17 protein-coding genes are annotated in these 18,654 nt (G+C 60.8%); 2 read left to right on the top strand and 15 right to left on the bottom strand.

Annotated elements, in window-relative coordinates; translation table 11 throughout:
* Position 1 precedes the first annotated feature (1 nt).
* Both AC07VI_RS11710 and tssA read left to right on the top strand, forming a co-directional pair.
* Positions 2-820, top strand: coding sequence for an OmpA family protein (locus tag AC07VI_RS11710; protein ID WP_492993784.1), 819 nt, complete (start codon positions 2-4; stop codon positions 818-820).
* A gap of 19 nt (positions 821-839) precedes the next feature.
* A complete protein-coding gene (gene tssA / locus AC07VI_RS11715) occupies positions 840-1,880 on the top strand; it encodes a type VI secretion system protein TssA (protein WP_099376123.1) in 1,041 nt (346 codons plus the stop codon).
* A gap of 266 nt (positions 1,881-2,146) precedes the next feature.
* Here tssA and AC07VI_RS11720 read toward each other — a convergent pair whose 3' ends face one another.
* The 15 genes from AC07VI_RS11720 to AC07VI_RS11790 form a co-directional block, all read right to left on the bottom strand.
* The gene (locus tag AC07VI_RS11720) at positions 2,147-2,647 is read right to left on the bottom strand and encodes a DUF3304 domain-containing protein (protein ID WP_492993782.1); all 501 of its coding nucleotides are present in this window, start codon (positions 2,645-2,647) and stop codon (positions 2,147-2,149) included.
* A 129-nt stretch (positions 2,648-2,776) separates the two neighbouring features.
* The gene (locus tag AC07VI_RS11725) at positions 2,777-4,117 is read right to left on the bottom strand and encodes a hypothetical protein (protein ID WP_492993780.1); all 1,341 of its coding nucleotides are present in this window, start codon (positions 4,115-4,117) and stop codon (positions 2,777-2,779) included.
* A 7-nt stretch (positions 4,118-4,124) separates the two neighbouring features.
* Complete coding sequence (locus AC07VI_RS11730; RefSeq protein WP_034788038.1) at positions 4,125-4,391, bottom strand: PAAR domain-containing protein; 267 nt, start codon at positions 4,389-4,391, stop codon at positions 4,125-4,127.
* A 1-nt stretch (position 4,392) separates the two neighbouring features.
* On the bottom strand, positions 4,393-6,528 hold the full coding sequence (locus AC07VI_RS11735; protein ID WP_492993778.1) for a T6SS phospholipase effector Tle1-like catalytic domain-containing protein: 2,136 nt from the start codon (positions 6,526-6,528) through the stop codon (positions 4,393-4,395).
* Position 6,529: 1 nt separating this feature from the next.
* A complete protein-coding gene (locus tag AC07VI_RS11740) occupies positions 6,530-7,033 on the bottom strand; it encodes a hypothetical protein (RefSeq protein ID WP_143450790.1) in 504 nt (167 codons plus the stop codon).
* A gap of 103 nt (positions 7,034-7,136) precedes the next feature.
* Positions 7,137-7,643: a hypothetical protein gene (locus AC07VI_RS11745; RefSeq protein ID WP_143450789.1), complete on the bottom strand. Its 507-nt coding sequence runs from the start codon at positions 7,641-7,643 to the stop codon at positions 7,137-7,139.
* Between the two features lies 1 nt (position 7,644).
* Positions 7,645-8,121, bottom strand: coding sequence for a hypothetical protein (locus AC07VI_RS11750; protein ID WP_143450788.1), 477 nt, complete (start codon positions 8,119-8,121; stop codon positions 7,645-7,647).
* Positions 8,118-9,032, bottom strand: coding sequence for a DUF4123 domain-containing protein (locus tag AC07VI_RS11755; protein ID WP_157792404.1), 915 nt, complete (start codon positions 9,030-9,032; stop codon positions 8,118-8,120). The genes AC07VI_RS11750 and AC07VI_RS11755 overlap by 4 nt, the downstream gene beginning before the upstream one ends.
* On the bottom strand, positions 9,029-9,277 hold the full coding sequence (locus AC07VI_RS11760) for a hypothetical protein (protein ID WP_143450787.1): 249 nt from the start codon (positions 9,275-9,277) through the stop codon (positions 9,029-9,031). Before AC07VI_RS11760 ends, AC07VI_RS11755 begins: the two co-directional genes overlap by 4 nt.
* Before the next feature lie 37 nt (positions 9,278-9,314).
* Complete coding sequence (locus AC07VI_RS11765) at positions 9,315-11,852, bottom strand: type VI secretion system Vgr family protein (RefSeq protein ID WP_086145190.1); 2,538 nt, start codon at positions 11,850-11,852, stop codon at positions 9,315-9,317.
* 15 nt (positions 11,853-11,867) lie between these two features.
* Positions 11,868-14,555, bottom strand: a complete 2,688-nt coding sequence (gene tssH / locus AC07VI_RS11770; RefSeq protein WP_086145191.1) for a type VI secretion system ATPase TssH — start codon at positions 14,553-14,555, stop codon at positions 11,868-11,870.
* 46 nt (positions 14,556-14,601) lie between these two features.
* On the bottom strand, positions 14,602-15,696 hold the full coding sequence (gene tssG / locus AC07VI_RS11775; RefSeq protein WP_099420871.1) for a type VI secretion system baseplate subunit TssG: 1,095 nt from the start codon (positions 15,694-15,696) through the stop codon (positions 14,602-14,604).
* Positions 15,660-17,504, bottom strand: a complete 1,845-nt coding sequence (gene tssF / locus AC07VI_RS11780; protein WP_086145193.1) for a type VI secretion system baseplate subunit TssF — start codon at positions 17,502-17,504, stop codon at positions 15,660-15,662. Before tssF ends, tssG begins: the two co-directional genes overlap by 37 nt.
* A 2-nt stretch (positions 17,505-17,506) precedes the next feature.
* Entirely contained in the window at positions 17,507-17,995 is a 489-nt protein-coding gene (gene tssE / locus AC07VI_RS11785; RefSeq protein ID WP_086145194.1) for a type VI secretion system baseplate subunit TssE, read from the bottom strand.
* Between the two features lie 146 nt (positions 17,996-18,141).
* Positions 18,142-18,633 carry an Hcp family type VI secretion system effector gene (locus AC07VI_RS11790; RefSeq protein ID WP_086145195.1) on the bottom strand — a complete coding sequence of 164 codons (492 nt, stop codon included), beginning with the start codon at positions 18,631-18,633 and terminating at the stop codon, positions 18,142-18,144.
* Positions 18,634-18,654 lie beyond the last annotated feature (21 nt).

An 18,654-nucleotide genomic window follows, 5' to 3' on the forward strand; every position in this document is an offset into this window, starting at 1 on the left:
CATGCGCGTATCCCGGACTGTTCTCCTCCTCGGCGTGGCGCTGAGCGCCATACCCGCTTCAGCGCAAGTGCCGGCGCCTGTACCCGCGCCAGCCTCCATCTCGATACCCATGGCCGCCACGCCGCAGCCAGGCCAGGTGCTGGCCAGCGGCACCGTGCCCGACGAAGCAAGCAAGGCCGCCGTGCTGGTGCGCCTGCGCGACCTGTATGGCGCCGACAAGGTGGTCGACCAGATCGCGGTGGGCCAGGTGGTGCTGCCCGCCAACTGGAACGCCTATGTGCAAAAGCTGCTGTCGCCCAACCTCAAGCAGATCAGCCGCGGCCAGCTGAAGATCGACGGCAGCGTCGTCAGCGTGCGCGGCGAAGTGGCCAACGAGGCGCTGCGGCAAAAGATCGCCAGCGATATCGCCACCAGCCTCAATCCCACCTACACCGTCAACAACGGTTTGCGGGTGTCAGCCAGCGAGCAAGGCGTGCTCGACACCACCCTGGCCAACCGCACCATCGAATTTGAAAGCGGCAAGACCATGCTGACGCCATCGGGGCGCGCCATCCTCGATGAAATGGCGGCAGCCATGCAAAAGCTGGCCGGACGTAAAGTGGAAATCATCGGCCATACCGACAACCAGGGCTTGCGCGCCAGTAACCAAAGCCTGAGCCAGGCTCGGGCCGAGGCCGTCAAATTCTACCTGGCATCAAAGGGCATCCACGGCGAACTGCTGACGGCCTCGGGCCAGGGCCCCGACCGGCCGATCGCCAGCAATGACACGGTGGACGGGCGCGCCCGCAACCGGCGCATTGAATTTCGCATGGCGCAATAACCATCTATCAGAGGAACACATGTTTTCAGCCGAACAGTTATTACTTCCGATCAGCAATGAACAACCGGCAGGCGTGGACCTGGCGTTTTCGCCCGAACTCGACGCCATCACGTTGGCGCGCAAGTTCGACGACCCCTCGCTCGACCAGGGCGAATGGGTCGCCGACCTCAAGGAAGCCGACTGGGACTTCGTCGTGCGCAGCTGCGCCGGCCTGCTTGCCGGCAGCAGCAAGGACCTGCGCCTGGCCGTCTGGCTGACCGAAGCAGGCGCCAAGCGCCACCACCTGCGCGGCATGGCCGAAGGCTTGCTGGTGCTGGCGGGGCTGTGCGAAAAATACTGGGACCGGGGCCTGTTCCCGGAAGCGGAAGACGGCGACCAGGAGCAGCGCATCGGCAACCTGAGCTGGATACTCTCGCGCATCCCGGCGCTGCTGCGCGAGGTGCCCGTCACGGGCGGCCCGGGCGGCGCCTTTTCCGCCATCGATTTCGAGACGGCGCGGCGCCAGGCCGGCATGGGCGATTCCACCAGGCAGCATGAGGGCGTCAAGTTGTCCGACATGGAAGCGGCGCGGCGCAACAACTCGGCCGCTTTCTGCGCCAGCTTCGCCGTCGACGCGCAAGATTGCCTGGAAGCGCTGCGCAAGCTCGAAAGAGTCGTCGACGCCCGGCTGGGCAACGACAGCCCGGCCTTCTCCACCGCGCGCGAAGCCGTCGAAGCGATGCTGCGCGTGATGCCCGCCAATGTGGCGCCGGCCGCCGTCCCCGTCGCGGCGAGCGGCGCAACCGCTGCCGCAAGCGCGATGGCGCCGGCCATGCCGGCGATCCCGGCCGGCCCACCGGGCGCCGTCACCACGCGCGCCCAGGCGATCGAGCAATTGCGCGCCGTGGCGCAGTTCTTCCGCCGCACCGAGCCGCACAGCCCCGTCTCGTATTTTGCCGACAAGGCCGCCAATGCCGCCGACCAGGACTTGCACAGCTGGCTGCGCTCGGTGGTCAAGGACGCCAGTTCGCTGGCGCATATCGAAGAGTTGCTGGGCGTTCAGCCGCCCGAGAATGGCTGAAACCGCTGCTCACACCCTGGCGGCGCGTCCGTGGCCACCAGGGTGTCAGTGGTTGTGCCTGGCGCAGTCTGATCTCGCTTTTTCACGGTCTTCCTCGCACCAGCGCTTTAACAGCCGCGCCTTCCACTCGGCCTCTGCATAGGCATATTTCAAATTGACTTTTTTGCAAAAATAATCTATTGCCAGTTCTTCAAGATGCACATCCCATAGCCTGGCAACATTGCTGTGCCTGTTTTACAAAAACGCCTGAATTATTTTCACACCTTCTATTCCCATATTATTTCCAGTGGAACGCCCGGCTCCAGTTCCGCCTCCTTGCCAGCGAGGGGATATTTTCGATGTCCCAGCAAATATTTTGTTACAAGTATCTTATAACTTCCATCATGAAGAAAATGGACGACAAACCTGTCGGCATCGGAAGAATTGTAATGAGGGATAGCGACAGTCTTCTCCACCCGAACCGGCTTACCATTTTTTACAGTATGCATGACAATCGCCGCTTTCATGCCTGGCGTCCATGTCGCTGGGATAGACAGGCAGCAGGTTTTTCCTCCACCGCCTTCACCTGGGCTCAGGTATCCAGCCTCGGCTGAAGATCCGTCTTCGAGTGTCACGACGTAGCCGCCAACCCCATGCTCGGTATGGTTATATGCAGTCATATTCACGTCAATCGTCATCGTTTCCTTGCTACAAGCCATATTTGAAAAGGCCACGAAAACACATAAAAACACATTGCGTAAATTTCTCGGAAATAGTCTTTTTGTCATATTAGTTCCTGAAATTCCCCGAGCGAATACACCCTGAGGTTGAAATGAAAATCAAATCCGCCTTAGAAGTCAGCTGTCTATAGTGGTAGCCCCGCCTGCCAAACGGTCTGCCGTGGGCGCCCTTGCCGCTCAGGCTGGCATTACCACGACGCCAGCGCACTGTCCGCCCGTGGTGCCGAGCGCCAGCGCCGGCTTTTCACTGGCCAGTTCTACGGCCAGCGCAAGATGGACCAGATCCGCTGCGATGCCGAAACTGCCTGCCGATTCCATGGGGCTCAGCCGCTGTTCCAGCGGGTCGAGACCGGCCAGCACCTGCTGCATGGCGGTCACCACCGCCATGCTTGCCTGAGTGCGGTGATCGGCGTCGCTGACGACATGGGCGATGTCGGCGGCGTCCATGCCCGACGCCGTGATCGCAGCGGACATCACGCCGCGCAAGCCAACGTGCGGCGCCGCGCCATGCATGATGCTGACCGGCCCCAGCATTGCGGCATTTGCCCACACCGGCTCCGGCGCCCTCTCGGGATTCCACAGCACGATGCCGCCCGCGCCTTCGGCAGGAATGAAGCCCTGTGGCGCGCCGCTGGAGAACACCTGCCCCAGCGCCAGCGCAGGCGCGAGTTCTTCGGGGTCCAGCAAGCTGTCGGCACCGACGATGATGGTGCAGGCAACGCCAGGCTGGCCGATGCCGCTCTGCAGGCTCGACAGCACGCTGAAAAGGTGGGCCTCGCCGGCCCGCATCGCCTGCAAGACATAGGCAATGTCACGCCAGGCCGACTGCTGCCAGGCCCTTGCAAAGACGGCGCCCTGCGCCTCGTCGCCGGATATCGCATCGGGCGCCAGCCAGTACACGCTCACCGGGCCATCTTCGCGGCGAACCAGGCTGCCTTGCTGCGCATGCAGGTCGTCAAGAATGGCGGCGAGCATGGCCATGACGCGCGGCGCACGCAGGCGCGTGCCGGCGGCATGTCCCGTCGCAGCAAGATCGAGCGGATCGACGATGCCCGCATGGGCCGGGTAGCCGGACGGGTGCAGGATGGCCTTGTCGGGCTTGAAGACCTGCTTGCGCGCCTTGCTGCCTTCGGCCGTTTCGGTCACGGCGCCATGCGGCGTCAAAGCACTCCAGGCGCCGATCCGCAAGCGCACGAGGGGCACGGGAAGCGCCGGCGCGACCTCTGGCGACGGCACGCAGGCAGGCGCGCTTTCAGGCAAAGACGGCACGGATTTTGGAGCAGAAAGAAATTGCAGGCTGGTCCAGCCCAGCAAGGCCAGCAGCACGGGCGGCGTGCAGAGCATCAGTATCGCGCCCCCGCCTGACAGATCCAGGCGCGATGGCGCCACGCTTGCCAGCAGGACAATCCAGGCAATGCCGACAATTGCCAGCACAAGTATCCACAAAACGATCCTGAACACCAGCCGACGGCGCGGACGGTGTACCGGCGGTACTTGTGGCAAAGAAATATCGCTCATGATGCGCCTACCCTATCGTGGCCACGGGCAGGCTGGCGATCAGCGCGCAGCCGCAAGCGCTTTTATGCCCATGCAGCGCCACCTTGCGCCCGCCGATACTGAAGACGGCGCTGCCTTCGATGATGGGATTGCTGCCATGGCCCGGCAGCGGGCACGCGACCATGTCGCCCACCCTGGCGATGCCGATGCCGCGGATCGTGTGCACGGGAGAGGCGCTTGCCACGACGCCACCGTGGGTCGTTTTGTCGCCGAGCCGGATGATTGCGAGCGCCATGTCAGAATCCCAGCTGATTGCGCCGGAAGGCACTCCAGCCATCTTCGATCGCTTTGGCCTGCGCATCGATGCTGTCGCCAACCGCCTTGGCCGCCTTGCTGGCGCCACTCTGTACACTGCGTGCGGCCTCCGTGGCCATCTCCTGGGCCTGGCTGGCGCCACGCTGCACCTTGCCTGCGGCTTCGGTGGCCATGTCCTTGGCCTGCTTGACGCCGCTTTGCACCTTGCGTCCGGCCTCGGCCGCCAGCTCCTGTGTCGCGTCCACCACCTCGCCGGCCTTTTTCTGCACGGCCGTGGCGGCATCGCTGACCTCTTTCTTGACGACATTAATCGACGTGATGACCATCTGCTGGCCGCGCTTTGCGGCGGCGATGACGACCTGCTTGCCGCTCTGATACACCTCCACCGTATAGGTGACGCCCGCCTTCACGGTCTCGACGACAAATTTTTCACCCACCTTGTACGTATGCGTGGCCACCCGCTTGCCGCCTTCCCAGGTTTCCATCACCACGCCCTCGGCCCGGTGGTACACCTTGATCACGCCCTTCTTGATGGCAGTGACGGTATCGTCCAGCCAGTCCAAGCCTTGCGCCAGCACATTGCGCGACGACTCGGCCATGCCGCGCGGACGGAAATAGCTGAATGGTTCGATGCCACCCATGAAGCCGGCCTTGGAATCATGCACCGCGGATTTGATGAAATTGAGTACGGGATCGGACGCCGTCGCTTGCCAGGCATCGAGCCGCCACTTGTCCGGGCGTATGATCATGCTGTACTTCATGCCGATGACCTGCAGCGTTGCTGCCGATACCGTGGGCAGAATGTGCGACACGACAAATTCTTTTGCTTTGGCGGCATCCAGCAACAACTCGGCTTCACGCGCAATGCCCGGATGGCCTTTTTTGCTGTCGCCCTTCCTGCCTTCCGCTTCGATCAAGTCAGGCGTCTTGATTTTTCGCTTGCTCATCGTTCCCCAGGTAGAGTACAGGGCTTTCATGTGAGCCGTGACCGCTTGTTCCACGGTGGCGGGGGCACCAATTGCTGCCATATATTGCTTGTACGAGGCTTCGACCTCAGGCCTGAGTTCAAAACGATCCTCAAATATTTTTTCCCCAAATTTAGGTAGATCGTCATAGTCAACCAAACGAACGCCTCTTTTAAAAGCCTCGCGCATCATGTCGCGCATGGGAATACGCGCATAGTTATTCGATATTTTCTGTTCTTTCAGCGGCTCGTATCCCCCTCCCACATCGGAATGCGCGCCCGGATAAACGGCCTCGGTCCAACCAGACCTGAGCACGCCGTTTTTCCTGATCAAATCGACTGGAAACGAAAAACGCAGCTCATGGGCTGCCACATAATGCACGCAACGTTCGATCGCATGTGGCACCACCAGATTCTTTTCGTTAAAGGGAGTATCAATGGTGAGCGACGGTAGACCAAAAGAGGCGACCGTATCGAATAATCCCATGAAGTGCAAGCGTATGGGTACCCCTTTATAACGAAGTACGCCATCTTTTCCAGTAGCGCACTCTTTCATCATGTCATTGCTGAATGCACGGGCCAGCGCTGCGCCGCGCGAAAAACCGAAGATAGAGAGATTAATAATGGTAATCAAACCATGTGCCTCGATAGCGGCAGCAAGACCATTGATATTCTCCGGTTTTCCATTTTTTGCGTAAGCCGTTAACGGAATATTCAGCTGTTTGGCATTTTTTACAAGGGCGGCTCGCAAGCTCTCGTCAACGTTAGTTTGCCCGAACCCGGTTCGTCGCGTTCCACCGGCACCTAATCCACGTCCAGCGGCCTCTGAATCCTGCACTTTCATCAACTTATTGTCTGGCCATTCCATCCAGTCGGTAGACTCGTCTTTAAATTTTGTGCCTACGCCTGGAACATAAATTGCGTAGTTTGAACCTCCTTTATCACTATTCTTCAGAAACTGAGCTGATCGCCACATTCGCGCAGGATTTGACCAACGGCGAGTCTTATTATCCTCATCCTTATTATTACCTGTTCCATCAAAGAATATGCAGATATTCAAAATATCAGCACAGCTCTGTGATGCACCTGGCTTCCCGCATGGAGCATCACGATTGCACGCACGAGCCGCAATCAAATTATCGTCCTCATCCATATTATCTTCTCGCAGCGAGTATTTTTTTACCGCGTACACTAACCTCAGGAACGGACGCAGAGAAAATTATCTCCGCGGTCTCATCTGGATAGAGGTGCAACCCAAGATAGCGTGTTCCAGCAGGTACCTGCTCAGGCAAAACAACTAACTGGTTCTTCAAGGTCACTACCTCACCTATGCGCGGCGTTCCTTTCGGCCCGTCCAATTCCCAGTGTAATGTCTGAATGCCGAACGGAATACGAACACCTGCAATGGTGCCAGTGGCACCAAACTTGTTCATCACGCCAAGGTCCTCACCATTAAAAATAATGTTAGTAATGACGTGATCGACATAAGAAATCATCTCCACATTGAGAACTATTCCTTTTTGCATTTTTTTTCCTCCTTGACCGCACGCCATCAGTGGCGTCAACAACAATAGTCCGAAAAAACCAAGCACACTTCGTCGTGCTGCAAGTGGCAAAATTTCGTCACCCTCGAAACCATAACCTTTATCGTATTTCATGATGCTTCCTTATTCCCCGTTTATCAGTTACCTACTTAGAAACCTCGCTTTATCACTGCTTCACACCAGCATTACGCATCTATGTTCGAAGAGTTCATTGGCATCATTCATTTTTATTTCTCTTCAAACGATATTCTTTTCCACGCTGGGTTCTCTGCGGGAGAAATTTATCGAATGTAACTTCAGCGGTATCATCCGGATAAAGATGCAAGCCAAGATATCGAGTTCCCTCGGGTATCTGCTGCCGCGATATTGTCAATTGTTTATTGATGGTAACAACCTCGCCATTGCGTGGTGTACCTTTTGGGCCACCCAAGGTCCATTGTAATGTCTGGATTCCCAACGGAATACCGACGCCGACAATGGTTCCAGTACTACCAAATCTGTTCATCACACCCAAGTCAGTATCGTTAAAAATAATATCGGTAATGACTCTGTCCACATTGGAGTACATGACCACGTCCAATACTATATATTTCCGTACCGTCCGGCCGCACGCTACCAGCGGTATTGCCAGCCCTAGCGCAATCACCCTGATGACGTGACGCCTGCTTGGCGGCGAAGGTGCCAATTTTTGAGTTGCCGAGTTTTTTCCATCCTTGTCACGCATGTCATTTCTTTCTCGCCGCCAGAATTTTCTTGCCTCGAACTGTTCGTTCAGGTATGGACTCCGCAAAGGTGAACTCAACCGTATCATCGGGATAAACATGTATGCCGAGATAACGCGTTCCCGGCGGTATCTGCTCCGGTGAAATGACAAGTTGATTCTTTGGGGTCATACGCTCGCCATTGCGCGGTGTTCCCTCCGGCCCGTCCAAAGTCCATTTCAATGTCTGAATCCCGAATGGAATATAAACGTCGGTGATGGTCCCAGTGCCACCATACCTGTTCATCACGCCCAGGCCAGTACCGTTAAAAGAAATGTCGGAAATGACCCGGTCAACGTAGGAGAACACTTCCACATGCAATGCTGTTTCTTTTTGCACTCTCTGCCCGCACGCCGCCAGCGGCAGTATCAAACCGCACGCGATCAATCCGAGCGCCAGCCGACGGCCTGGCTTCCTTGCTTCTTGTTTCCAGATACTCATGGAAACTGGTCCATGGCGGCTTCAAAGCTGATGTCGCCGGCCTTGACCTGCGCCAGCAGTGACGCAATGGCCGGGTTGGTCTGGAGCTTGTCGCCGTAGATCAAGGCGGCGCAGATGTAGTTAAGAATGTCGCGCATGCCGGACAGCTTCAGTTTGCGGGCGGCCAACAGGTGTTTTTGCACGAGACGGTAGTGCTGCGCGCGTGGAATATCCATCAGCAGCTGCGGCTGGTTCTCCTGCAGCATCGACAAAAGCTGGTCCGGCATGCCCGCTTCGACCAGCATGTCGACCTGCACCTGGGCCAGCTTGAGCGGCAAGGTCACCTGATGGGGCGGCAGACCGTTGTCGTTTTCGCCTGGCAGTATCTGCTGCGGATGGCCTTCGCGGTCCCAGTACCACCATGCCTGTATGCCCTGCAGCAGGCGCTCGCGCTGGGAAACGGTCAGCGCCGGCACGCCTACGTGCAAAGTCAGGTCGCTTTTCTGTCCCATCAGGGTGCCCAGGATGGCCGGGTCCCAGAAGGCAAAAATCATGTCGGTGCCGTCCGGCAGCAGTATCTCGGTAAACGCCGCCAGGCTTTCCCACAGCGTGTCGAAATCATCAGTACTTGCCAGCAGCGTAAGGCTGGCGGGATGGCTGGCGGCGCCTTGCGCGATTTCCGGCCACGTTTCGATATCGGCGGCCAGTGGCGACAACGCCACCAGATGGGGCGCGTACGCTTCCGTGTCGGATCCGAGCGCCGCTGGCAGCAGGCACTTGCTGCGCATGCTGATCTGCTCTTTTTCAAAGCGCGCCAGCAGCGTGCCGTCCTGCGCCTGGTCGACAATGGCATAACAGCTCAGTTCACGATTGTCGAGCGCACTTGCCAGGTTTGCTTCAAACGAAGCCTGATCCAGAGGTAAAAATTTCATCGTTGAGGTCCTTTGTTGACGAAGGCGGAGCGCTGTTTTGCGCGCTTTTGCAGGCATTCCTTGCAGACTCCCTGCGACCGTACCGCGCCACGCGCCGCGGCCGCCTTTTTCGTGGTTTTATTTTTTTGTCCGAAAGCCGCAAGCGGCATCATCACACCCAGTCCTATCAAGCCCAGCACACTGCGCCGGCCTGACAGCAGTGGCTGCAATGACTTGCCGGACATATCTCGTTTGTCGTGCCTCATGATGTTCTATCCTTTATGTATTCCAGCGATGAAAATGTCATCGTTGCGATCCTTTGTTGACGAAGGCCGTACGCTGTTTTGCGCGCTTTTTCAGGCATTCCATGCAGACTTCCATGGGCAGCACCGGCAGCGCATACGGCATGGTCTTCGGGCCGGGCATCGAGAAGTCGGCGTTATGGCTGATGCGCTGGCCGCTCGTCATGTCGGTGATGCCCGCGCCGTTGATCCTGATGGCCGAGCCATCGGCGCCGAGAATGATCTCCTTCTTGGCGAAAATTTCGATGCGGTCGGTGGCTGACAGCAGGCGCAATACTTTTTGGGCGATGATGTCGATGTCGCCGCCGTGGGCCTGGATCTCGACCTTTCCTTTTGCGGCGAACAGCTTGATGCCCGCGTTGTAGGCAAACAGGCTGATTTTCTCCTTGACGCTGGCGATCAGGCTCTTGCCGACAGCCAAATTGATATCCTCGCCCGACGACATGGTGACCTGCTCGCCGCTGTGCAGATGCGTGCTCTTCGGCGTGGCGAGGCCGATGCCGGCCGGCGACGCCGCCAGCAGCACCGGTTCGGCGAAGCGGTTGGCGCCCTGCTGGCCGGCGCCGTCGTATTGCGCCTGGGTCGCGTCGATGAATTGCTGGAACGCCTGCTGCCCCGGCAGTGCCTCGGCACTGGACTTTTCCGCCACGTCCGACAGATTTTGCGCCAGCTCGTGCGCCTGCGTCAGCTGATCGTATGCCTCGCGCACGTCGAGCTGGGAGCCGCGCCCGCCGGGCCGGCCATAGGTGCTGATGTACAGTCCCTTTTGCGTGGTGATGGCGCCATACGCATCCGAATTGAGGGCGAAGCCGGAACCGAAAAAGCCGTCGCGCTGATTGCCCTGCTGCCCTACCAGATAGCCCAGGTTCAGCTGCGCATGGGTATTGCTGCTGTACAGCTGCACCCGGTTCTGCTCGGTGTTGTCGTCCATCACCAGCTGGTTGAAGCCGGCGCCCTTGTATTCCTTCGATTTGTAGCCCGACATGCGTCCATCGGTATGCCATTGCGGCGCTTGTTCGCCGTTGTAGATGCGGCCCGTGATGATGGGCCGGTCCACGTCGCCGTCCAGGAAGGTGATGATCACTTCCTGGCCGACGCGCGGCACATGCACGGCACCATATCCCTCGCCGGCATTCGGATAGCTGACGCGCACCCAGCACGAGGCCTTTTCGTCGCCGGGATTGAGGCGATCCCAGTGGAAGCGCACCTTCACGCGGTTCAGCGCATCGGTATGGATTTCCTCGCCGGCCGGACCGACCACGGTGGCCGTCTGCGGATGCATGGCCGGCTTGGCGTGCACGCAGGCGCTGCGGTATTCCACGCTGCGGCGCTGCACTTCGAAGCGGTTGAAGCAGTGGCCGGTGCGCTCATCGCCGGCGCCGGGCTGGGCCAGGCCGGCGCACTTCAGGCCCGCCTCTTCCTTGAACTGCAGCAGACGGCCTTGCAGGCTGCCCGAAAAATCCTGTTGCATGCCTGACAGCGGCAGGTTGTTTTCGATCGCCCATTCCACGTCCAGCACGACGAACTGGCGCTCCTCGGCCGCCTCCTCGGCGTGGGCCGGATGGTCGAGCAAGGTAAACCAGCAGCCTACCGGCAGCCGGCGCACGCCCGAGGTGCCAAAAAACCGCTTGATGCGCGATTCCCACTCCTGCACCCGGATGCGCGATTGTTCCGCGCCGTGCTCGGTGTCGGCGCTGCTGTAGGCGCCCGTATATTCATAGACCTCGAGCTGCGACGGAATACTGCCGTGCCCTGGCAAGATCTGCACGGCATTCTGCTGACCGCTGCGAGGCGCCTTGTAGTCGTAGGTGCGGGTCGCCAGCTGACTGTTCGACAGCGTGCGGGCGCCGCCCCACTGGACGATCTTGTCCAGTTCCTCGGTGGCATCGGCACGGTGAAAGGCGATCTGCCCGGGCTGCAGCGGCTTGAGCGATTGCACCGAATCGGTGATGATCCACTGATGGCCGCTGCCATCGGCCGCCTGTTCGACATAGCCGTACCAGCCTTCGCTTTCCAGCATGCGCATGACAAATTGCCAGTCCGTCTCGTACTGCGTGCAATACGAGCGCTGGCGCACCGCCTGGTTCAGGTCGAACCTGAACTTGCCCTGGCATTGCGGATGGCCGCCCAGCACGTCGGCGATGATGTCGTCGGCGCCCTTGTTCTGCCAGATGCGCGCGTCCTTGCGGAACTTTAGGAAATGCAGGCAGCTGGCAAAAGCAATCTGGTAGACCGACAGCTGCCCGTCGCTGCCCAGCTTCCTGGCCGTGTGTACGTAACCGTGGACGGGCTGGTAGCTGGCGTCCGGCTGCAGTACCCACAAGGTCACTTCCTGGGCGATCAGCTGCTTGAGTTCCAGCGCCTCGTCGAGCGACAGCAGATCGACGATATAGTCGTATCCCTGGCTCACGCGGTCCACCGCATGGACGCGCTGCGCCAGCAGGACGTCGGCTCCCAGCGGCGTGTCCAGCTTGAGCAGCCTGGCGTGCTGGCCCATTCCCGCGAACATGTTTTCCAGTTCCTGTTGCAACTCAGCCATGAAATACGGCTCCTTCTACTTGATGGTGTACTTGAACTGCCCCTGCTTGCTGGCGCTGACCTTGATTTTCGTGATCGCGGCGCCTTCGGCCATTTTGGCCAGCACCGACTCGGCGATCTCGGGCAGCACGGTGCCGTTGAGGATATTGTCGACATTGCGCGCGCCCGAATCGACTTCGGTGCAGCGCGCCAGCACGGCCTCGACCAGCGCTTCGTCGTGGCTGAATTCGGCCTTGTGATTGGCCGCGATGCGCCGGGCGATCTTGCCCAGTTTCAGGCCGATGATATTGACCAGCACATCGTCCGAGATCGGATAGAACGGGATCACTTTCAAGCGCCCAAGGAAGGCCGGTTTGAAGGTCTTGACCAGTTGCGGGCGGAGCTTTTCCTCCAGCTGTTCCGGCGTCGGCAGGTCTGGCGCCGCCACGTTCAGGCAGGCCTGCATCAGGATGCTCGAACCGACGTTCGAGGTCAGGATGATGATGGTATTTTTAAAGTCGATCTCGCGCCCTTCGGCATCCTCCATCACGCCCTTGTCGAAGACCTGGAAGAACAGTTCGAGCACGTCCGGGTGGGCTTTTTCCACTTCGTCGAGCAGCACCACGCTGTACGGGTTGCGCCGCACGGCCTCGGTCAGCACGCCGCCTTCGCCATAGCCGACATAGCCGGGCGGCGAGCCTTTCAGGCCCGACACGCTGTGCGCTTCCTGGTATTCGCTCATGTTGATGGTGATCAGCTTGCGCTCGCCGCCATACAGCACGTCGGCCAGCGCCAGCGCCGTTTCCGTCTTGCCCACGCCGGACGGGCCGACGAACAGGAACACGCCCTTCGGCTTGTTCGGGTCATCGAGGTTGGCGCGCGAGGTGCGCACGCGCTGCGCCACCGCCTCGATCGCATGCGACTGGCCCAGCACGCGCTCTTCCAGCATGTCCTTCAGTTTCAATACCGTGCGGATTTCATCCTTGACCATCTTGCCGAGCGGGATGCCGGTCCAGCCGGCGACGATTTCCGCCACCACGTGGCCGTCGACCTGCACCGGCACCATCGGCGTTTCGCCCTGTAAGGCGCGCAAGTCCTTGAGCAAGGCCTGCAGGTCGCCCGCCTGGCTTGCATCCGGTTTCGTGCCTGCCTGGCCGGCGCCGGCGCTTTCCAGCTCCTGGCGCGCCGCCTTGATTTTCTCCGTCAGCGCCTTTTCGCTTTCCCAGCGCGCGGCCAGCGCCGCATGCTCGCCGGCGGCGCCGCTGCGCTGTGCGCGCAAGTCTGTCAGGCGCGCCGGGTGGTTCCCGCCGCCCCTTTCCTCGCGCTCGAGCGTCGCGACTTCGGCGTCGATGCGGTCAAGCTCTTTGACCAGGTTTTCCAGCAGGGCCGGCGTGGCGTTCTGGCCCAGCGCCACCTTGGCGCAGGCGGTATCGAGCACGCTGATGGCTTTGTCGGGCAGCTGGCGGCCCGAGATGTACCTGTGCGACAGGCGTACCGCTTCGGTGATGGCTTCGTCGTAGACACGCACATTGAAATGCTTTTCCATCAGCGGCGCCATGCCGCGCAACATGGCGCAGGCCAGTTCTTCGCTCGGTTCTTCGATCTTGACGACCTGAAAGCGGCGCGCCAGCGCGGCGTCCTTTTCAAAATACTTCTTGTATTCGCCCCAGGTGGTGGCGGCAATCGTGCGCAGCTCGCCGCGCGCCAAGGCCGGCTTGAGCAGGTTGGCCGCGTCGTTCTGGCCGGCCGTGCCGCCGGCGCCGATCATGGTGTGCGCTTCGTCGATGAACAGGATGATGGCGTGCGGGCTTTTCTTGACTTCGTCGATGACGTTTTTCAGACGGTTCTCGAACTCGCCCTTGACGCTGGCGCCGGCCTGCAGCAGGCCCATGTCCAGCGTATGAATCTCGACGCCCTTCAGCACGTCGGGCACGTCGTCTTGCGCGATGCGCAGTGCCAGACCTTCGACCACGGCCGTCTTGCCGACGCCCGCCTCGCCCGTCAGGATGGGGTTGTTCTGGCGGCGGCGCATGAGGATATCGATCGTCTGGCGGATCTCGGCATCGCGCCCGATCACCGGGTCGACCTTGCCGTCGCGCGCGCGCGCCGTCAGCTTGGTGGTGAACTGGTCCAGCGCCGGGGTTTTCGATGCGGCCGCGCGCCCTTCGAGTTCGCCGACGGGGTCTCCTCCTCCCTCGCCGCCCTCCCCCGCCTCGCCATCGGCAGCCGGGGCGCCGGCCGCCTCCTGCGAGCCTTGCGTGATTTTGTCGAGATTATGTTTCAAGTCGTCGAGCTTGAATTTGTTGAACAGTTTCGAGCCGCGGTACGCCAGCTGCGCCAGTTCCGGATCGGTCAGCAGCGCCTGCAGCAGATGGGCGCTGCGGATGCTGGCCAGGCGGCCGGCCTGCACGTCGAGCGAGGCGATCAGCCAGGCGTGCTCAAACAGCTTCGGCAGCCTGGACGAAAACACGGGGGTGCGCGCATTGCCGGTCTGCAGGCGCGCTACTTCGGCCTGCAGGTCCGCTTCGAGCATGTTGACGCTGATGCCGCTGTGGCGGGCGATCAGCGCGAAGTCGCTGGCCGGCTGCTCCAGCAGGGCCAGGAACAGATGTTCCAGGTCGACCTCGTATTGCCCGAGGCCGACGCAGATGCCGGCGGCGCGGGTGGCGGCGGTGCGGCTGGTGTCATTGAGCTTGCTGATCAGCGTCTTGAGGTTGATGCTCATGGGGCGAAGGTCCTTGTTTGGAAGCGGATAAAAAAAAGAAGATGGTTCATGCCAGCGCATGGAGTTCGTAGCGCACGTCGCCGCGGTCCTGCGCGGCGCCGGCGGTGATCAGGAAACTATCCCAGCCGAGCCGCCCGCCGCTGCGCGGCTGCTCCAGCGTGACGCCATGCACGTCGTCGGCGCGCAGTACCAGCTGCACTTCGTATTCGAGGCACAGGCCGGTAAACATGGTGAGCATTTTTTCCAGCGCGCGCGCCGCCGGCCCGCCCGGCAGGAAGGCGTCGAAATGGACGCGCGCCAGCGGGCCGACCACCAGCCGCATGCGCAGATCGCGCTGCCAGACGCGCGCGCCGACCAGCGCGGTCGAACCGAGCATGGCGTTCATGCCGCCCAGGCTGCTTTGCTGGTCGCGCGGCACGTCGTACCAGCAGCCGACGAACTGGATCACCTTGATCGGCTGGCCGAAATACGCGGACAATACCTGGCCCATCGCCACCGCCGATGGCGGCCGGTGCCGCATGGCGGCGACAAAAAATCCCACCGACTCGTCGAGCACGCCATCGCCATCGTCGTACAGGCGCCGGCGCAGCGACTCATGGCCCAGGCCCGCCAGCGACAGCAGCAGCGGCAGGAACTTGTCCTTGCCATCGAGCTGGTACTTGAGCTCCAGGCGGTACTTGCGCCACGCTTCGTAGAACAGCGCCAGCGCGCGGTTGGAAAACGTGTCGAGAAAGGCGCGCGGCCCCTCGTCTTTTTCGTACAGCTGGTGCGCGGCGATGCGTTCCGTGTAATGGGCCGGCAGCGCGCCGGACACGCCGAGAAAACCCATGAAGGCCGGCGTGATGCGGACGTATTTCAGCTCGGCGCGCCGCACGGCCTCGCCCAGCGCGCGCATGTCGGTTGCCAAGGCGCCCAGCTCGCGCGGTTCGGTCTGCACGGCTTCGAGCTGGCTGGGCGCGAAATTGAGCGACACCGAATTTTGAAAGCGCAGGAAATTGGCCACCGCGCCTTCGCGCACCATGCCGTTGCGGGCCAGCCAGAGCTCGAGCATGCGCACGGCCTGGAAGTACTGGAAGCGGTAAGGCTCGGCGAACAGGCGCTCGATTACACTAGGCTCAAATCGCCGCTGCGTGGTTTGCATCGCAATAGCTCCTCTCCCGATTTTTTCGACAGCACCACCAGTTGCGTGAAACTGTTGGCATGCACGTACAGGCCGAGAAAACACTCGACGATATGGGCAAACGCATGGATACCGCTACCGACAAAAGCTTCTTCGTCCAGCGTCAGCCGCACTTCGATGCCACGCACCAGGCAGGCGAAGGGATTGCCGGGCAGCCAGGCATTGGCCGCCTTGTGGTCGATCGCCGCAATGCCGCTGATCTGCCGTTGCGAGGTCGCCGAACGGGGCAAGTCATACAGGGTCAGCATTTCCTGGAACGCTTCCAGGCCGCTGCCCGACAGCGACAGATGGTTCAGCGACAGGTGCGAGATCAGGCGCCAGTGTGCACCGCGGCCCCGCTCAAAGCGGTGCGACTCGGTCGGCTTGCGCAGGAAGCTGATGCTGCGCACGCTCGATCCGCCTTCCAGGAACAGGTCGCCGCCGCGCAGGCCATAGGTGAGTTGCGCCGGCAGGTCGCGGTTGGTACAGCTCAGCTCCAGGCTCAGGGTGTCGGTTTCGATGGCGGCCGGGTCGAAGTCGATATCGACGATGGAAATCTCGGTCTCGTAGCCGGGGCTTTTTTCGCTGATGGCGTCATCGCGCCGCATCACCCAGTAATGGCCGTCCCTGGCCGGTGTCTGGCCATGGCGCAGCGAATAGAAGGGGCGAAATTCGGTGACCGACTCCCCTTGCGGCGTCTGGCGCACCAGCTTCACCGATTCGATTGCGTGCACCTCGAAGGCGTAGGCGCGGCGTGCATCGGCCAGCACAGGATAGCTGGCGGCCGTGTGCGTCAGCCGGATCGGCTCGCCGCGCTGGCGGAACAGGTTAACCACCGGCGTGCAGCCCAGCAGCAGGTTATTCGTCGACATGGTGCCCAGCATGCGCGCCGTATTCGAATCGGTGCGCAGGCCTGCCAGAGCCAGGTGCAGCGTGATGCGCCGGCAGCCGGACGGCAGCGGCGCGCACAGCGCGGCCAGGTCGATATCGAAAAAGTTGAATTTTTCGGGAAAGCAGAAGTATTCGGTCAGCAGCCGGTAGGCCGGATGGGAGCGGGCCGAAAACGGGATCAGCGCGTCATCTTCGGCATAACCGGCGGTGCTGACAGGGATCTGTTGCAGCGCGCTCCAGCGGCCGTTGTTGTCGGCTTCCACGTAGGCCTTGACCGTGCGCATGAACAGCGCGTCGCGCAGCGCCGCGCAAAACGAGGGTTCGCCGTCGATGAACACGCGCAGCTTCGCCACGCCCAGTTGCGCCAGACTGATCTGTTCGGCGGTCGCTTCGATGACGATGCTAATGCTGGAGGTGGCAGCGGGCGGCAGTTGTACCTGCTCGGGCGCGTCGATGATGGCGGCAAACGCCGCCTGCGTCAGCGCCAGCGGCGCAACGGTGACGGGATAAGCGGTGCGGAAAGTGCACGCGACGCCCTTGACGGGGCGCGTCGCCAGTTCGGTGCCGCGCGCAATCTCGGTGGCGGCCGTCAGCTGCGCCGCCGCGCCGCTGTAGTCGAGGCGCGCAATCGAGCACGAAGGGAAAGGCCGCAGGTAATGCGGATACAGCACCTCGAACAGCGCCTCGGTGAATTCCGGGTAATCGTCATCGAGGCGTTTCGAGATACGCGAGTTGAGCAATGCGAAGGACTGGATCATGCGCTCGATATGCGGGTCTTCACAGACTTCGCCGCCGATCAGCAGGCGGCCAGCGATCTTCGGGTAGCGCTCGGAAAACTCGCGCGAATAGCGGCGCAGGAAACCCAGCTCGCGTTCGTAATACGGTAACAAATCTTCCAAGTTCAGGCTCCTTGCGCCGCACGGCGCGCCTTGCTGATCGTGTAATGCAGGCTTGACGGCTGCAGGATGGCGTCGAAGTTGACGGGTTCCTGCGCCGAGTGCACCACCAACAGCGCGGTGATGGCAAAATTGAGGCGGTTGATCGAGCCTTCCTGGATTTCCAGCGATGCGCGCACACTGCGCAGGCGCGGCTCATGGCGCGCAATGGCTTTTTCCAGGCACTGGCAGATATATGCGCGGTCGTCGGAACTCGACAAGCTCAGGCCGGCGAAATCATTGAGGCCGTAAGTGACGATCGAGCGGCCGCATTCGGGAAATTTTTTCAGCAGCGCTTCCGGTATCACGGTGCGCGTGTTGAGCAGCGCCTCCAGGTCGCGCGCCACGGTGTCTTTCAAATCTTCCAGCGACAGGCGTGAGACGGTGCTGCTGGAAGCGCCCTGGACAGGCATGTCCATCAGGCGGTCGAACAATCCCGGCGTAAAACCCTTCATCGGTATCCTGTGGTTGGCAATAGGAAGGAACAAAAGGGCGGCCCGCGGCGGCCCTTTGATTCGGGAGAATCAGTCACACAGGCACAGGCCGGAGCCACCAGCGGCGGCTGGCCGAAACGGCCTCATCCGGCAAGGGCCGTTGTCGATCAAATCGTCTTGTTAGCCGACAAGTCCCAACCGCCGGAGGTATTGCCGCCGGAGCCACCACCGACTTTTTGCTGCGTGTATTTCCACTTGACCTTGGAATACTTGATCGACAGGTGTTCGCCGAGGATGTCGCCAGGTGCGACGGATGGTGCCACGCTGCTGATCAACACGTTTTCCAGCTCGATCTCGAAATACTTGATGCGCTCGCCCTGGCCGTCAGCGCGCAGGAATTCGAACTTGGCTTTCGGAATCGTCTTGCCAGATGAGCAATTTTGCAGCAGCAGCGGCGTGGCGAGGTCGGCCAATTTGGCCACCACGATATCCTTGTGCTCGGTACGTTCGGCGGTATGGCCGCCGCCCGTCGAGGCGGTGGCGGACTTCGGCTGCAGCACTTCCCATTGAACCGACTTGCATTCGATCCAATCTTTATGGGAGGTGTCGGTGGATTCGCCTTTGATACCATCAATTTGCAAGTAAACGTCGATTGCCATGTCATTCCTTTCGGTTATTAA

It is taken from the genome of Janthinobacterium sp. GW821-FHT03A03 (assembly GCF_059421435.1).

Coding starts and splice junctions, on each gene's coding strand:
- AC07VI_RS11710 (WP_492993784.1), top strand. CDS start 2: ATGCGCGTATCCCGGACTGTTCTCCTCCTCGGCGTGGCGCTGAGCGCC.
- tssA (WP_099376123.1), top strand. CDS start 840: ATGTTTTCAGCCGAACAGTTATTACTTCCGATCAGCAATGAACAACCG.
- AC07VI_RS11720 (WP_492993782.1), bottom strand. CDS start 2,647: ATGACAAAAAGACTATTTCCGAGAAATTTACGCAATGTGTTTTTATGT.
- AC07VI_RS11725 (WP_492993780.1), bottom strand. CDS start 4,117: ATGAGCGATATTTCTTTGCCACAAGTACCGCCGGTACACCGTCCGCGC.
- AC07VI_RS11730 (WP_034788038.1), bottom strand. CDS start 4,391: ATGGCGCTCGCAATCATCCGGCTCGGCGACAAAACGACCCACGGTGGC.
- AC07VI_RS11735 (WP_492993778.1), bottom strand. CDS start 6,528: ATGGATGAGGACGATAATTTGATTGCGGCTCGTGCGTGCAATCGTGAT.
- AC07VI_RS11740 (WP_143450790.1), bottom strand. CDS start 7,033: ATGAAATACGATAAAGGTTATGGTTTCGAGGGTGACGAAATTTTGCCA.
- AC07VI_RS11745 (WP_143450789.1), bottom strand. CDS start 7,643: ATGCGTGACAAGGATGGAAAAAACTCGGCAACTCAAAAATTGGCACCT.
- AC07VI_RS11750 (WP_143450788.1), bottom strand. CDS start 8,121: ATGAGTATCTGGAAACAAGAAGCAAGGAAGCCAGGCCGTCGGCTGGCG.
- AC07VI_RS11755 (WP_157792404.1), bottom strand. CDS start 9,032: ATGAAATTTTTACCTCTGGATCAGGCTTCGTTTGAAGCAAACCTGGCA.
- AC07VI_RS11760 (WP_143450787.1), bottom strand. CDS start 9,277: ATGAGGCACGACAAACGAGATATGTCCGGCAAGTCATTGCAGCCACTG.
- AC07VI_RS11765 (WP_086145190.1), bottom strand. CDS start 11,852: ATGGCTGAGTTGCAACAGGAACTGGAAAACATGTTCGCGGGAATGGGC.
- tssH (WP_086145191.1), bottom strand. CDS start 14,555: ATGAGCATCAACCTCAAGACGCTGATCAGCAAGCTCAATGACACCAGC.
- tssG (WP_099420871.1), bottom strand. CDS start 15,696: ATGCAAACCACGCAGCGGCGATTTGAGCCTAGTGTAATCGAGCGCCTG.
- tssE (WP_086145194.1), bottom strand. CDS start 17,995: ATGAAGGGTTTTACGCCGGGATTGTTCGACCGCCTGATGGACATGCCT.
- AC07VI_RS11790 (WP_086145195.1), bottom strand. CDS start 18,633: ATGGCAATCGACGTTTACTTGCAAATTGATGGTATCAAAGGCGAATCC.